The organism is Streptomyces sp. NPDC094143, from assembly GCF_040303825.1.
GTDB lineage: Bacteria > Actinomycetota > Actinomycetes > Streptomycetales > Streptomycetaceae > Streptomyces.
In genome coordinates this window covers 89927-103744 of record NZ_JBEOTZ010000022.1, presented here as the reverse complement: position 1 = coordinate 103744, position 13818 = coordinate 89927, and the positions used below count along the sequence as shown (strand labels likewise).

Sequence of the window (13818 nt, the reverse complement as noted above, 5' to 3'; positions counted from 1 at the left end):
CGTCACGGCCCGGTGGTGGTCTCCCGGTGGCGGATCTCGGTGTCGGGCCCCGGCGAGCACACGCCCTCGTGCCCGTCCTCGAACCGGACGCGGTACGGCGGGTTGCCCTCCTGGCCGAGCACCTCGACGATCTCGCCGACCTTGTCGTGCTGACCGACCACCCTGCCGTGCTGGACAAGCTGGTCGCCCACGGTTGCGCGCATCTGGGGCCTCCTCACAGGGAGCGGAGCAGCGGTCCGTGGCCTCGAAGCCCACGGCCGGGTACGCGGGTCGGCAGGGGCCGTGCACCGCCCTGCTCAGCCGCGCGCCCGTTGTGTCACGGCGATGCAGACGAGCACCGCCGCCGCCGTCAGCGGGGCGGCCACCGTCAGGTGCTCGCCCAGCAGCAGCACCGACCACACCAGTGTGAGCAGGGGCTGAGCGAGCTGCAACTGGCTGGCCTTCGGGATGCCGATGGCCGCCATGCCCCGGTACCAGACGACCAGCCCGAGGAACTGCGAGCCCGCCGCGACCCACAGCAGCCCGGTGACGCTGTGCCCGGTCAGCTGCCACGGTTCGTGGGCCAGCGCGAGCACGGCCACGGGCACGGTCAGCGGCAGGCACAACACCAGCGCCCAGCCGATCACCTGCCAGCCCGGCATGACCCGGGCCAGCCGGCCGCCCTCGGTGTAGCCGGCCGCGCACACCAGCAGCGCCGCGAAGAGGTACAGGTCGGCGGTGGTCAGGGCGCCGCCGCTCTGCTGCACCGTGAAGGCCACCACGGCCGCCGCACCGGCGAGCGCCGCGACCCAGAAGGTGCGCGAGGGCCGGGTGCCGACGCGCAGCGCGGAGCAGAGCGCGGTGGTCAGCGGGAGCAGGCCGACCACCACGGCGGCGTGCGCGGTGGTGGAGGTCCGCAGCGCCAGCGTCGTCAGCAGCGGGAAGCCGAGGACGACACCGGCCGCGACGACGGCCAGACCGGGCCAGTGGCGGCGGGCGGGCAGCGGTACGCGCAGGGCCAGCAGAGCACCGCCCGCGATCAGCGCGGCCAGGACGCTGCGCACGGCGACGAGCGACCAGGGCCCGAACCCCTCCAGACCCCACGCGGTGGCGGGGAAGGTGAGGGAGAAGGCGACGACGCCGAGGGCCGCCTGGAGGGTGCCGAAGCCGGGGCGGTCCCGCTCCGGGGTGGCGACTGCTATCCGGGGTGCGGCAGTAGCGCTACTCTGTGCTCTCATGCATGAGCGTAGCAGCGTGGCTGAACTGGCGGAACAGCTGAGGCGTGAGTTCGACCGCTACTCACCGGGTGGAAAGCTGCCGTCCAGCCGGGCGCTGGTCGAGCGGTTCCGGGTCAGTCCGGTGACGGTGTCGCGGGCGCTGGCACAGCTCGCCGCCGAAGGCCTCGTCGTCACCCGCCCCGGCGCGGGCGCCTTCCGCGCACAGCCCCGCACGGCACCGGCTCCCACCGGCGACACCTCCTGGCAGGAGGTGGCGCTCAGCGCGGACGGCGCCGCCGACCTCGTACCGCGCTCGGTGGACGCCTCCGGGGTGCTGGTGTCGCTGGCCGCGCCGCCGCCCGGCGTGATCGAGTTCAACGGCGGCTATCTGCACCCCTCGCTCCAGCCCGAGCGGGCGATGGCCGCCGCCCTGTCCCGGGCCGGGCGCCGCCCGGGTGCCTGGGGGCGGCCGCCCATGGAAGGGCTGCCCGAACTGCGCGAGTGGTTCGCGCGGGCCATCGGCGGCTCCGTCACCGCCGCCGAGGTGCTGGTGACCGCGGGCGGCCAGTCCGCGCTCACCACCGCCCTGCGCGCCCTCGCCCCGCCCGGCGCCCCCGTCCTGGTCGAGTCGCCGACCTACCCCGGCATGCTCGCCATCGCCCGGGCCGCCGGCCTGCGCCCGGTGCCCGTCCCGGTGGACGCCGACGGCGTGAGACCGGCGCTGCTCGCCGACGCGTTCCGCGCCACCGGAGCACCGGCCTTCGTCTGCCAGCCGCTCTTCCAGAACCCCACCGGCGCGGTGCTCGCGCCCGAGCGGCGCGCCGAGGTGCTGCGCATCGCCCGGGCGGCGGGGGCGTTCGTCGTCGAGGACGACTTCGTGCGGCGGCTCGTGCACGAGGACGCCGGGCCGCTGCCGCGCCCGCTGGCCGCCGACGACCCCGACGGCGTCGTCGTCCACGTCTCCTCGCTGACCAAGGCGACCTCGCCGAGCTTCCGGGTGAGCGCGCTGGCCGCCCGCGGGCCGGTCCTGGAGCGGCTGCGCGCCATCCAGGTCGTCGACACCTTCTTCGTGCCCCGCCCCCTGCAGGAGGCCGCGCTCGAACTCGTCGGCTCACCCGCCTGGCCACGGCACCTGCGGGCCGTCTCCGCTGAGCTGAGGGCGCGCCGGGACGCGATGACCGGCGCGCTCGGGCTGCACCTGCCGGAGCTGGAGCTCGCGCACATCCCGTCCGGCGGCTACCACCTGTGGCCGCGCCTGCCCGACGGCACGGACGAGGCGGCCCTGACGGCGGCGGCCCTGCGCGCCGGCGTCGCCGTCACGCCCGGCCGCCCCTACTTCAGCGCCGAGCCGCCCGCCGCGCACCTGCGGCTGAGCTTCGCCGCGGTCGCCGGGACCGGGGAGATCACGGAGGGGGTGCGGCGGCTGCGCACGGCGTGCGCGGAGGTGCTGGGATAACCGCTCGACCCCGGACAGCTGATTTGCGAGCATCCCGTCATGACCGACACACCGAGCCTGCCCGAGGGCTACGAGATATCCACCGACTCCTCCCGCGTCGACGCCGAGCGCGTGCACCGCTGGCTGTCCATCGACGCCTACTGGGCGCTGGGCCGCCCGCGCGAGAAGCAGGACCGTGCCATCGAGGGCTCGCTCAACTTCGGTGTGTACGACACCGCCTCGGGGGAGCAGGTGGCCTACGCCCGGGTCGTCACCGACCGGGCGACCTTCGCGTGGCTGTGCGACGTGTACGTGGACCCGTCGGTGCGCGGCAAGGGCGTCGGGACGGCGCTCGTGACGGCCGCGCGGGAGGAGGTGCGGTCCTACGGGGTGCGGCGGGTGCTGCTGGCCACGCACGACGCGCACGGCGTGTACGAGAAGATCGGGTTCGCGCCCCTGGAGCGGCCCGAGCACTGGATGGTGCTCCTCTTCGGGCAGTGAGGGCCGCCGCACCCTCGGTAACTCCCAGGCAACACCTCTTGACCTGCGCACTTGCGGCGCCCACGATCGCGGCATGCCACTTCGGGTCACGTTCGTCGCCGCCGCGAGCAGCGCACCGCTGCTCGCCGAACGTTTCGAGGACGACCGGCCCCTGGACCAGGCCGGCTGGGGCGAGGTGGAGCGCGTCGTCCAGGACCTGCTGCCGCTCGCGGCGGCCGAGTTGCGCTACTGCTCGCCTGCCCCGCGCAGCCGGGCGACGGGGGAGGGGCTCGGGTACGCGCCGCTGGTTCAACTGGGGCTGCGCGACTGCGACATGGGCCGGTGGCGCGGGCTGACCCTGGGTGAGGCGATGGCCCGGGAGCCCGAGGCCGTGGACGCCTGGCTCGCCGACCCGCGGGCCACGCCGCACGGCGGTGAGTCCCTGGTGGACTTCATCACCCGCGTCGGCGGCTGGCTGGACACCCGGCCCGTGGAGGACGGCTGCCGGGTGGTGGCGGTGGCCGAGCCGTCCGTGATCCGCGCCGCCCTGGTGTACGCCCTGAAGGCGCCGCCCGCGACGTACTGGAACATCGACGTCCGCCCGCTGTCGACGACCACGGTGACGGGTCGCGCGGGGCGCTGGCATCTGCGGTTCGACGGGGCGGCGGCTCAGCGCTCGCGCGCGTAGTACGTCCGCTCACGCGCAGGTTCCCTTCGGGCGCTCACGCCTCGCGTGCGTACTCCGTGCGCAGCACCAGGTCCTTCGCCGGTCCGCGGACGCGCCACACCGTCCGCCAGTGGCCGGCGTCGCGGACCGTGAACTCGCCGCGATAGAGGTCCGCCGCGCAGGGATGGTCGGCGACGTGCCGCCCGGACGTCAGGTCCAGGTCGTGGAAGGGCCGGCCGTCCGCGAACCGCACGTCCGCCGTGCCGTCCGGACCGGGCAGGAACCGCAGCGTCCGCTCGGCGGGCCGGGCCACGCCCTGCCAGACGAACGTGCCCGATTCCAGGTGCAGCAGCCCTCCGGTCTCCAGCGCCTCGAACCGGGTGCTGCCGGTGAACTCGCCCTCCGCGCCGCTCGCGTGATCCCGCACCGACCGCGTCACGCGCCAGCGCCCGGCCAGATACGCCAGTACGTCCGGCACTGGCCAGAACTCGCCCATCCTGCCCCGCTCTCCGTCCTGTCCGGTGCTGCGCGACCCATTGACGCGCACCTGCCCCCTCCCTATCTTGCCGTTCGAAGTGCTGATCAATGTCTGATATTTCGAACACTCCTCTACCAGAGAGCCGCGGAGTATCCATGCCACGCACCGTCCGCACCCGATGGAGAGCCGGCCTCGCCGTCACCGCCCTCCTGACGGCAGCAGCCCTCGTACCGGCCCCCGCGCACGCCGAGGACGTCACCGACTACGCGATCACCGTCGACCCGTCCGCCCGGGGCGCGACGATCGACGACACGATGTACGGCGTCTTCTTCGAGGACATCAACCGGGCCGCCGACGGCGGTCTGTACGCCGAACTCGTGCAGAACCGCTCCTTCGAGTACTCCACCGCCGACAACGGCTCGTACACGCCCCTGACCTCCTGGGCGGTCGGTGGCACGGCCGAGGTGGTGAACGACTCCGGCCGGCTCAACGAGCGCAACCGCAACTACCTCTCCCTGGGCGCCGGTTCGTCGGTCACCAACGCCGGCTACAACACCGGCATCCGTCTCGAGCAGGGCAAGCGGTACGACTTCTCCGTGTGGGCCCGTGCCGAGGGCGGCAGCACGCTCACCGTCTCCCTGAAGGACGCCGCGGGCGGCCTCGCCACCGCTCGCCAGGTCGCCGTCAGGGGCGGCTGGGCCAAGTACAAGGCCACCTTCACCCCGACGCGCACCAGCAACCGGGGCCGTCTCGCCGTCGCCGCGACGCACGCCGCCGCGCTCGACATGGTGTCGCTGTTCCCGCGCGAGACGTACAAGAACCAGCCCAACGGCCTGCGCGAGGACCTCGCCGAGAAGATCGCCGCCCTGAAGCCCGGCTTCGTGCGCTTCCCCGGCGGCTGCCTGGTCAACACCGGCTCCATGGAGGACTACAGCGAGTCCTCGAACTGGCAGCGCAAGCGCAGCTACCAGTGGAAGGACACCATCGGACCCGTCGAGGAGCGCGCGACCAACGCCAACTTCTGGGGCTACAACCAGACTTACGGCCTCGGCTACTACGAGTACTTCCGCTTCTCCGAGGACATCGGCGCCATGCCGCTGCCCGTCGTCCCGGCCCTGGTGACCGGCTGCGGCCAGAACAAGGCCACCGACGACGACGCCCTGCTGAAGCGGCACATCCAGGACACCCTCGACCTCATCGAGTTCGCCAACGGCCCGGCGACCTCCGAGTGGGGCAAGGTGCGCGCGCGGATGGGCCACCCGAAGCCCTTCCGCCTCACCCACATCGGGGTCGGCAACGAGGAGAACCTCCCGCGCGAGTTCTTCGCCCGCTTCGAGCGGTTCCGGGCCGCCATCAAGGCGAAGTACCCGGACATCACGGTCATCTCCAACTCGGGCCCGGACGACGCCGGCCCGACCTTCGACACCGCCTGGCAGCTCAACCGCGAGGGCAGGGTCGACATGGTCGACGAGCACTACTACAACAGCCCGAACTGGTTCCTGCAGAACAACGACCGCTACGACTCCTACGACCGCCAGGGGCCCAAGGTCTTCCTCGGCGAGTACGCCTCCCAGGGCAACGCGTGGAAGAACGGCCTGGCCGAGGCCGCCTTCATGACCGGCCTGGAGCGCAACGCGGACATCGTCAAGCTGGCCTCCTACGCCCCGCTGCTCGCCAACGAGGACTACGTGCAGTGGCGGCCGGACATGATCTGGTTCAACAACCGGGCCTCATGGAACTCGGCCAACTACGAGGTCCAGAAGCTGTTCATGACGAACGTCGGCGACCGCGTGGTCCCCTCGAAGGCCACGACCACGCCGGACGTCAGCGGCCCGATCACCGGCGCCGTCGGCCTGTCGACGTGGGCGACGAGCGCCGCGTACGACGACGTGAAGGTCACCTCGGCGGACGGCTCGACGCTGCTGAGCGACGACTTCTCCGGTGACGCCTCGAAGTGGCAGCACCGGGGCGCCGGCAGCTGGAGCATCCAGGACGGGCAGTACGTGCAGACCGACACCGCCGCGGAGAACACCATGGTCACGGCGGGCGATCCGGCCTGGAAGGACTACGACCTGCATGTGAAGGCCACCAAGAAGTCCGGCAAGGAGGGCTTCCTCGTCGCCTTCGGCGTCAAGGACACCGGCAACCACTACTGGTGGAACCTGGGCGGCTGGAACAACACCCAGTCCGCGATCGAGCAGGCCGTGGACGGCGGCAAGGGCACCCTGCTGACGAAGGCCGGGTCCATCGAGACGGGCCGCGCCTACGACATCGACATCAAGGTGCGCGGCCGTCAGGTGACCCTGTTCCTCGACGGCGAGTTGTGGGGCGGCTTCACCGACGACAAGCCGGCCGAGCCGTTCCGCCAGGTCGTCACCGAGGACGCCAGGACCGGTGACCTGATCGTCAAGGTCGTCAACGCCCAGTCGGCCCAGGCCCGCACATCGGTCGACCTCGGGGGCGCGAAGGTCGCCTCCACGGCCCGAGTGACCACGCTCGCCGCCGACCCGGACGCGGTGAACACCGAGACGGACACGCCGGTGACGCCGGTGACGTCCACGTTCCGGGGTGCGGCCGAGAAGTTCACCTACACCTTCCCGGCGAACTCCGTGACGTTCCTGCGGATCAAGCAGGGGTGATACCCGTCTCCCCTCGTGGGCCGCTGTCCTCCGGGCAGCGGCCCACTCGCGCGAGACCACCGGACAGGATTGCATAAACGTGCATGGAAACGTATAGTCATGCCCTCTGAGGAGGAGGATTCCATGGCGGTACGAGCGGCAGTGGCCGGAGCGAGTGGATACGCGGGCGGGGAACTGCTGCGTCTGCTCCTGGCCCACCCCGAGGTCGAGATCGGCGCCCTGACCGGCAACTCCAACGCCGGGCAGCGGCTCGGCGCGCTCCAGCCGCACCTGCTGCCCCTGGCCGGCCGCGTGCTGCGGGAGACCACCCCGGAGGCCCTCGACGGCCACGACGTCGTCTTCCTGGCGCTGCCGCACGGTCAGTCCGCCGCCGTCGCCGAGCGACTCGGGCCGGACGTGCTGGTCGTCGACATGGGCGCCGACTTCCGGCTCACCGACGCCGCCGCCTGGGAGAGGTTCTACGGCTCGCCGCACGCCGGAACCTGGCCCTACGGCCTTCCCGAACTGCCGGGTGCCCGCGCCGCTCTGGAAGGGGCCAAGCGCATCGCGGTACCCGGCTGCTACCCGACCGCCGTCTCCCTGGCCCTCGTCCCCGCGTACACGGCGGGCCTGGCCGAGCCCGAGGCGGTGATCGTCGCCGCGTCCGGCACGTCCGGCGCCGGCAAGGCGCCCAGGCCGCACCTGCTGGGCAGCGAGGTCATGGGCTCGATGTCCCCCTACGGCGTCGGCGGCGGGCACCGGCACACCCCCGAGATCACCCAGAACCTCAGCGCCGCCGCGGGCGCGACGGTCTCCGTGTCCTTCACCCCGACCCTCGCGCCGATGCCGCGCGGCATCCTCGCCACCTGCAGCGCGAAGGCCACGGCCGGCGTCACCGGCGAGTCCCTGCGCGCCGCCTACGACAAGGCGTACGCCGACGAGCCCTTCGTGCACCTGCTGCCCGAGGGCCAGTGGCCCGCCACGGCGTCCGTCCACGGTTCGAACGCCGTTCAGCTGCAGGTCGCGTACGACGAGGCCGCCGCACGGATCATCGTGATCAGCGCCATCGACAACCTCACCAAGGGCACCGCGGGCGGTGCCGTCCAGAGCATGAACATCGCCCTGGGTCTCGACGAGACCACCGGACTGACGACGATCGGAGTTGCGCCGTGAGCGTGACGGCAGCGAAGGGATTCACGGCGGCGGGCATCGCCGCCGGGATCAAGGAGAACGGCAACCCCGACCTGGCCCTCGTGGTCAACACCGGGCCGCGCCGCGCCGCCGCCGGCGTCTTCACCGCCAACCGCGTGAAGGCCGCCCCGGTGCTGTGGTCCGAGCAGGTCCTCAGGAGCGGCCAGGTCTCCGCCGTCGTCCTCAACTCCGGCGGCGCCAACGCCTGCACCGGGCCGAAGGGCTTCCAGGACACGCACGCGACGGCCGAGAAGGCCGCCGAGGTCCTCGGGCGGGGCGCCATCGAGATCGCCGTCTGCTCGACCGGCCTCATCGGAGTCCTGCTGCCGATGGACAAGCTGCTCCCGGGTGTCGAGCAGGCCGCCGCGGCCCTGAGCGAGCACGGCGGGGAGAAGGCCGCCATCGCCATCAAGACCACCGACACCGTCCACAAGACGTCCGTCGTGACCAGGGACGGCTGGACGGTCGGCGGCATGGCCAAGGGCGCGGGCATGCTCGCCCCCGGCCTCGCCACCATGCTCGTCGTCCTCACCACCGACGCCGACCTCGGCAACGGAGACCTGGACAAGGCGCTGCGCGCGGCCACCCGCACGACCTTCGACCGCGTCGACTCCGACGGCTGCATGTCCACCAACGACACCGTGCTCCTGCTCGCCTCGGGCTCGTCGGGCGTCACCCCCGCCTACGAGGAGTTCGCCGAGGCCGTGCGGCAGGTCTGCGACGACCTCGGCCGGCAGCTCATCCGCGACGCCGAGGGCGCCAGCAAGGACATCAAGGTCGAGGTGATCAACGCCGCGACCGAGGACGACGCCGTCGAGGTGGGCCGCTCCATCGCCCGCAACAACCTCCTCAAGTGCGCCATCCACGGCGAGGACCCCAACTGGGGCCGCGTGCTCTCCGCGATCGGCACGACCCGGGCCGCCTTCGAGCCGGACCGGCTCAACGTCGCCATCAACGGCGTCTGGGTCTGCAAGAACGGCTCCGTCGGCGAGGACCGCGAGAAGGTCGACATGCGCTACCGCGAGGTGCACATCGTCGCCGACCTCGCCGCCGGGTCCGAGACCGCCACCATCTGGACCAACGACCTCACCGCCGACTACGTCCACGAGAACAGCGCGTACTCGTCATGAGCAGTGGAGCGACACGCAGGCACACCGCGCTGCCCAAGGCCCAGATCCTCATCGAGGCCCTGCCCTGGCTGGTCCGGCACAACGGCAAGACGGTCGTCATCAAGTTCGGCGGCAACGCCATGGTCGACGAGGACCTCAAGGCCGCCTTCGCCCAGGACGTGGTCTTCCTGCACCACGCCGGCCTCAAGCCGGTCGTCGTGCACGGCGGCGGCCCGCAGATCAGCGCCGCCCTCGACCAGCACGGCATCGTCAGCGAGTTCAAGGCGGGCCTGAGGGTCACCACCGAGGACGCCATGGACGTCGTCCGCATGGTGCTGGCCGGGCAGGTGCAGCGCGAACTGGTCGGCCTGCTCAACCGGCACGGCCCGCTCGCCGTCGGCCTGACCGGCGAGGACGCCCACACCATCAGCGCCACCAAGCACCAGCCCGAGATCGACGGCGAACTCGTCGACATCGGGCGGGTCGGCGAGATCACCGCGATCGACACGGGCGTCATCGAGGCCCTGCTCGCGGACGGCCGCATCCCGGTCGTCTCCTCGATCGCCCGCTCCCAGGACGACAGTGATTCGGGGCATGTCTACAACGTCAATGCTGATACGGCGGCTGCGGCACTCGCTGCTGCACTGGGCGCCGAAACCCTCATGGTCCTCACGGACGTCGAGGGACTCTACGAGGACTGGCCGCACAGCGACGAGGTGATCAGCCGCCTCACCGCCTCCGAGCTGGAGCGGCTGCTGCCGGACCTGTCCTCCGGCATGGTGCCGAAGATGGAGGGCTGCCTGCACGCCGTGCGCAACGGCGTGAACACCGCCCGCGTCATCGACGGCCGGGTCCAGCACTCGATCCTGCTGGAGATCTTCACCGACGAGGGCATCGGCACGATGGTCGTGCCCGACGAGAAGGGGGATGCCGTATGACCGCCAACGAGGAACTCGCCGGGCGGTGGCGGGGCGCGCTCATGAACAACTACGGCACCCCGCTGCTGCCCCTCGTCCGCGGTGCGGGCACCACGGTGTGGGACGCCGACGGCAGGTCCTACCTCGACTTCGTGGGCGGCATCGCGACCAACGCCCTCGGCCACGCCCACCCGGCGATCGTCGAGGCCGTGACCCGGCAGATCGGCTCACTCGGCCACATCTCCAACTTCTTCATGGCCGACCCGACCGTGACGCTCGCCGAACGGCTGCTGAGGCTGTTCGGCCGGGACGGCAGGGTCTTCTTCTGCAACTCCGGCGCCGAGGCCAACGAGGCCGCCTTCAAGATCGGCCGGCTGACCGGGCGCACCCACGTCGTGGCCACCGAGGGCGCCTTCCACGGGCGGACCATGGGCGCCCTGGCGCTCACCGGCCAGCAGCCCAAGCGCGAGCCGTTCCTGCCGCTGCCCGGCGACGTCACGCACGTGCCGTTCGGCGACGCACAGGCCCTGGCCGCCGCCGTCACCGAGGAGACCGCGCTCGTCGTCCTGGAGCCGATCCAGGGCGAACTCGGCGTCGTCGTCCCGCCCGCCGGGTACCTCAAGGCCGCCCGGGCCATCACGGCCGCGACCGGGGCACTCCTCGTCCTGGACGAGGTGCAGACCGGCATCGGCCGGACCGGGCACTGGTTCGAGTACCAGGCCCACGAGGGCGTCCTGCCCGACGTCGTGACCCTGGCCAAGCAGCTCGGCGGCGGGCTGCCGCTCGGCGCGACCGTCGCCTTCGGACGGGCCGCGGAGCTGCTGCGTCCCGGCCACCACGGCACGACCTTCGGCGGCAACCCCGTCGCCTGCGCCGCCGGACTCGCCGTCCTCGACACCATCGAGAACGAGGGGTTGCTGGAGAACGTCAAGCGGCAGAGCGAGAAGTTGCGGGACGGAATCGAGGGCCTCGGCCATCAGTTGATCGACTCCGTCCGGGGCGCGGGACTCCTCCTGGGTATCGTGCTCACCGAGCCGCTCGCGCCGCAGGTGCGCCAGGCGGCTCAGGAGGCCGGTTTCCTGGTGAACGCGCCCGCCCCCGACGTCGTCCGGCTGATGCCGCCGCTGAACCTCCGCGACGCCGACGTGGACGCCTTCCTGGGGGCACTTCCCGGCATCCTCCAGGCAGTGCACGGGGACGGACGATCCGGGGAATGAGACGACGATGAGCCAGGCGCAGGACCACGAGCAGCCGGGGGCGAACGGGCCCGCCGTGCCGCAGACCCGCACCGCACGCCACCGCCGGATCGTGGACATCCTCAACCGGCAGCCGGTCCGCTCGCAGAGCCAGCTGGCGAAGCTGCTCGCCGACGACGGGCTGAGCGTCACGCAGGCGACGCTCTCCCGGGACCTGGACGAGCTGAACGCGGTGAAGATCCGCAACACCGACGGGGACCTGATCTACGCGGTGCCGAGCGAGGGCGGGTTCCGCACCCCGCGGGCTCCGCTGGGCGGGTCGGCGAAGGAGGAGCGGATGCGGCGGCTCTCCCAGGAGCTGCTGATCTCCGCCGAGGCCTCGGCGAACCTCGTGGTCCTGCGGACCCCTCCGGGGGCGGCGCAGTTCCTGGCCTCGGCCATCGACCAGGCCGAGCTGCACGACATCCTGGGCACGATCGCCGGGGACGACACGCTGCTGCTGATCAGCCGGGAGCCGACGGGTGGGCAGGCATTGGCGGACCATCTGCTGCGGCTGGCGCAGAACGGGCAGTGAGGTTCGTCGTTCGGGTGCGCGTGGGTGGTGCCTGGCCGCGCGGTTCCCCGCGCCCCGGAGGCCGGTCACCCGAGCCGCGTCGCCAGGCCCCCCGTGCACCGGACCTCGTCACCGGCCGTGATCAGCAGCGCCTCCACGTCGGGCAGCGACTCCAGCCAGGCCAGGCCCTCCCGCGAGCCCATCGCGAACGCCGCCGTCGCCCAGCAGTCCGCCCAGGTCAGCCGGGGCCCCACCACCGTCACGGCGGCCAGGTCGGTCACGGCCGGACGGCCGGTGCGCGGGTCGACGATGTGCGCCCCCCGCTCCGCCGTACCGGACGTCGCCACCGACAGCTCCTCCGCCCCGGCCGCCGAGACGACCGCCGCCAGCCCGCCCGGCCGCAACGGGTCCGACACCCCCACGCGCCACGGCCGGTGCGGCTCCGGCGCCCCCAGCAGCTGCACGTCCCCGCCGCCGTTGACGCTCACCCCGCACACCCCGGGCACCTCCGCCAGCCGCCGCGCCGACCGTTCGACCGCCCAGCCCTTGACGATGCCGGTCGGATCGAGGCGGCCCTGGTACGACGTGCTGAACCAGCCGTCGCTCACCCGCTCGGCCTCGGCCGCCAGCTCCAGCACCTCGGCGACCTCGGGGTCGCACTGCCCGACACTCACCTCACCGCGCCGCAGCCGGGAGACCTGGCTGTCCTCGCGGTAGGTGCTGAACACCTCGTCGACCCGGTGCAGCCCGGCCACGACCTCGTCCAGGGCCGCGCGCACGGCGGCCGATTCCCCGCCGCGGACGTCGAGCGAGAAGACGGTCCCCATCGTCTCCTCCACGTGACGCACCGCGGCGGGAGCCTGTGCGGAGCCGGCCACCGTGTCAGCCACCGGCCTGGTCCAGGGCGGACTGGAGGGACTTCTTGTAGCCGGCGCTGGTGTAGGTGGCTCCGGAGACGGAGTCGATCCGTGCGTTGCCCGCGGCGACGGCGGCCTGGTTGAGGCGGGGGACGGAGGCGGAGGTGATCTGGTCGCTGCGGCCGCCCTTGGGGGCCTGCACCGCCTCGGCCTTGGTGATCTTCCCGCCCGTCACGGTCACCCGCACCTGCACCGGGCCGTACTGCGTCTGCGCCACGCCGCCGGTGAGCGTCCGGGTCCCGGCCTGCTCCCCGCCGCCGCCTCCCGAACCGGCGGCCTGCGAGGAGCCGCCCCGCGCCGGGGGGGCCTGGTCCAGGGCGGACTGGAGGGACTTCTTGTAGCCGGCGCTGGTGTAGGTGGCTCCGGAGACGGAGTCGATCCGTGCGTTGCCCGCGGCGACGGCGGCCTGGTTGAGGCGGGGGACGGAGGCGGAGGTGATCTGGTCGCTGCGGCCGCCCTTGGGGGCCTGCACCGCCTCGGCCTTGGTGATCTTGCCCCCGGCGACGGTGATCCGGACCTGGACCGGCCCGTACTCGGTCTGCGCGACGTCCCCGGTCACCGTCGCGGCGGCGCCCGCGCCCGCGCCTCCGCCCTGCGCGGCGCCCGCCGCGGCCTTCGCCTTGTCCAGGGCGGACTGGAGCGACTTCTTGTAGCCGGCACTGGTGTACGTCGCCCCGGACACGGCGTCGATGTCCGCGCTCTGGGCCGCGACCGCCGCCTGGTTGAGCCGGGGCACGGCGTTGGCCGTGATCTGGTCGCTCCGGCCGCCCTCGGGTGTCCGGACCGCCTCGGCTTTGGTGATCTTGCCGTTGCTCATGGTGACGCGGACCTGCACCGGGCCGTACTGCGTCTGCGCCGCGTCACCGGTGACCGCGCCGTTCACGCCGCCCTGCGGGGCCTGCCCGGCCGCCGCCGGCGGGAGCTGGCCACCCGCAGCCTGGGCGGAGCCCGGGTCGGAGGCCGGCTTCAGCGACAGCAGCAGCACGATCCCGGAGACGGTGGCTGCGCCGGCGAGCACGGCACGCCGGACGGGGTGAGACTTCCTCATCGTTTCCCAAACT

14 protein-coding genes are annotated in these 13818 nt (G+C 72.6%); 9 read left to right on the top strand and 5 right to left on the bottom strand.

From position 1 onward, the window contains the following. Positions 1-2: 2 nt before the first annotated feature. Positions 3-203 carry a DUF1918 domain-containing protein gene (locus ABTZ58_RS25945; protein WP_010045242.1) on the bottom strand — a complete coding sequence of 67 codons (201 nt, stop codon included), beginning with the start codon at positions 201-203 and terminating at the stop codon, positions 3-5. 93 nt (positions 204-296) lie between these two features. Further along, a complete protein-coding gene (locus ABTZ58_RS25940; protein WP_351361209.1) occupies positions 297-1217 on the bottom strand; it encodes a DMT family transporter in 921 nt (306 codons plus the stop codon). Here ABTZ58_RS25940 and ABTZ58_RS25935 point away from each other — a divergent pair. The 3 genes from ABTZ58_RS25935 (at position 1216) to ABTZ58_RS25925 (ending at position 3799) form a co-directional block, all read left to right on the top strand. Continuing rightward, positions 1216-2652, top strand: a complete 1437-nt coding sequence (locus ABTZ58_RS25935; RefSeq protein ID WP_351361206.1) for an aminotransferase-like domain-containing protein — start codon at positions 1216-1218, stop codon at positions 2650-2652. The two genes, ABTZ58_RS25940 and ABTZ58_RS25935, sit on opposite strands and share 2 nt — an antisense overlap. Positions 2653-2691: 39 nt before the next feature. Beyond that, positions 2692-3132, top strand: a complete 441-nt coding sequence (locus ABTZ58_RS25930) for a GNAT family N-acetyltransferase (protein ID WP_351361203.1) — start codon at positions 2692-2694, stop codon at positions 3130-3132. 73 nt (positions 3133-3205) lie between these two features. Next, positions 3206-3799 carry a histidine phosphatase family protein gene (locus ABTZ58_RS25925; protein ID WP_351361200.1) on the top strand — a complete coding sequence of 198 codons (594 nt, stop codon included), beginning with the start codon at positions 3206-3208 and terminating at the stop codon, positions 3797-3799. A gap of 34 nt (positions 3800-3833) precedes the next feature. Here the strand turns inward: ABTZ58_RS25925 and ABTZ58_RS25920 are convergent, their stop codons facing one another. Next, positions 3834-4274, bottom strand: coding sequence for a DUF6314 family protein (locus ABTZ58_RS25920; protein WP_351361197.1), 441 nt, complete (start codon positions 4272-4274; stop codon positions 3834-3836). A gap of 137 nt (positions 4275-4411) precedes the next feature. On the opposite strand from ABTZ58_RS25920, the gene ABTZ58_RS25915 reads away from it, so the two are divergent. The 6 genes from ABTZ58_RS25915 to ABTZ58_RS25890 all read left to right on the top strand — a co-directional run bounded on the left by ABTZ58_RS25915 (position 4412) and on the right by ABTZ58_RS25890 (position 11861). Beyond that, entirely contained in the window at positions 4412-6895 is a 2484-nt protein-coding gene (locus ABTZ58_RS25915) for an alpha-L-arabinofuranosidase family protein (RefSeq protein WP_351361194.1), read from the top strand. Between the two features lie 123 nt (positions 6896-7018). Next, positions 7019-8047, top strand: a complete 1029-nt coding sequence (gene argC, locus ABTZ58_RS25910; RefSeq protein ID WP_351361191.1) for an N-acetyl-gamma-glutamyl-phosphate reductase — start codon at positions 7019-7021, stop codon at positions 8045-8047. Then, positions 8044-9195, top strand: a complete 1152-nt coding sequence (argJ, locus tag ABTZ58_RS25905) for a bifunctional glutamate N-acetyltransferase/amino-acid acetyltransferase ArgJ (protein ID WP_351361188.1) — start codon at positions 8044-8046, stop codon at positions 9193-9195. The genes argC and argJ overlap by 4 nt, the downstream gene beginning before the upstream one ends. Next, a complete protein-coding gene (gene argB, locus ABTZ58_RS25900; RefSeq protein ID WP_351361185.1) occupies positions 9192-10112 on the top strand; it encodes an acetylglutamate kinase in 921 nt (306 codons plus the stop codon). The genes argJ and argB overlap by 4 nt, the downstream gene beginning before the upstream one ends. Continuing rightward, positions 10109-11308 carry an acetylornithine transaminase gene (locus tag ABTZ58_RS25895; RefSeq protein ID WP_351361182.1) on the top strand — a complete coding sequence of 400 codons (1200 nt, stop codon included), beginning with the start codon at positions 10109-10111 and terminating at the stop codon, positions 11306-11308. Before argB ends, ABTZ58_RS25895 begins: the two co-directional genes overlap by 4 nt. Before the next feature lie 7 nt (positions 11309-11315). Continuing rightward, complete coding sequence (locus ABTZ58_RS25890; protein ID WP_309096230.1) at positions 11316-11861, top strand: arginine repressor; 546 nt, start codon at positions 11316-11318, stop codon at positions 11859-11861. A gap of 65 nt (positions 11862-11926) precedes the next feature. Here the strand turns inward: ABTZ58_RS25890 and ABTZ58_RS25885 are convergent, their stop codons facing one another. Then, complete coding sequence (locus ABTZ58_RS25885) at positions 11927-12667, bottom strand: FAD:protein FMN transferase (RefSeq protein WP_351361321.1); 741 nt, start codon at positions 12665-12667, stop codon at positions 11927-11929. 55 nt (positions 12668-12722) lie between these two features. Further along, entirely contained in the window at positions 12723-13805 is a 1083-nt protein-coding gene (locus ABTZ58_RS25880) for an FMN-binding protein (protein WP_351361179.1), read from the bottom strand. Between the last annotated feature and the right edge of the window lie 13 nt (positions 13806-13818).

Coding starts and splice junctions, on each gene's coding strand:
- ABTZ58_RS25940 (WP_351361209.1), bottom strand. CDS start 1,217: ATGAGAGCACAGAGTAGCGCTACTGCCGCACCCCGGATAGCAGTCGCC.
- ABTZ58_RS25915 (WP_351361194.1), top strand. CDS start 4,412: ATGCCACGCACCGTCCGCACCCGATGGAGAGCCGGCCTCGCCGTCACC.
- argC (WP_351361191.1), top strand. CDS start 7,019: ATGGCGGTACGAGCGGCAGTGGCCGGAGCGAGTGGATACGCGGGCGGG.
- ABTZ58_RS25925 (WP_351361200.1), top strand. CDS start 3,206: ATGCCACTTCGGGTCACGTTCGTCGCCGCCGCGAGCAGCGCACCGCTG.
- argB (WP_351361185.1), top strand. CDS start 9,192: ATGAGCAGTGGAGCGACACGCAGGCACACCGCGCTGCCCAAGGCCCAG.
- ABTZ58_RS25945 (WP_010045242.1), bottom strand. CDS start 203: ATGCGCGCAACCGTGGGCGACCAGCTTGTCCAGCACGGCAGGGTGGTC.
- ABTZ58_RS25920 (WP_351361197.1), bottom strand. CDS start 4,274: ATGGGCGAGTTCTGGCCAGTGCCGGACGTACTGGCGTATCTGGCCGGG.
- ABTZ58_RS25935 (WP_351361206.1), top strand. CDS start 1,216: ATGCATGAGCGTAGCAGCGTGGCTGAACTGGCGGAACAGCTGAGGCGT.
- ABTZ58_RS25930 (WP_351361203.1), top strand. CDS start 2,692: ATGACCGACACACCGAGCCTGCCCGAGGGCTACGAGATATCCACCGAC.
- ABTZ58_RS25885 (WP_351361321.1), bottom strand. CDS start 12,667: ATGGGGACCGTCTTCTCGCTCGACGTCCGCGGCGGGGAATCGGCCGCC.
- ABTZ58_RS25890 (WP_309096230.1), top strand. CDS start 11,316: ATGAGCCAGGCGCAGGACCACGAGCAGCCGGGGGCGAACGGGCCCGCC.
- ABTZ58_RS25880 (WP_351361179.1), bottom strand. CDS start 13,805: ATGAGGAAGTCTCACCCCGTCCGGCGTGCCGTGCTCGCCGGCGCAGCC.
- ABTZ58_RS25895 (WP_351361182.1), top strand. CDS start 10,109: ATGACCGCCAACGAGGAACTCGCCGGGCGGTGGCGGGGCGCGCTCATG.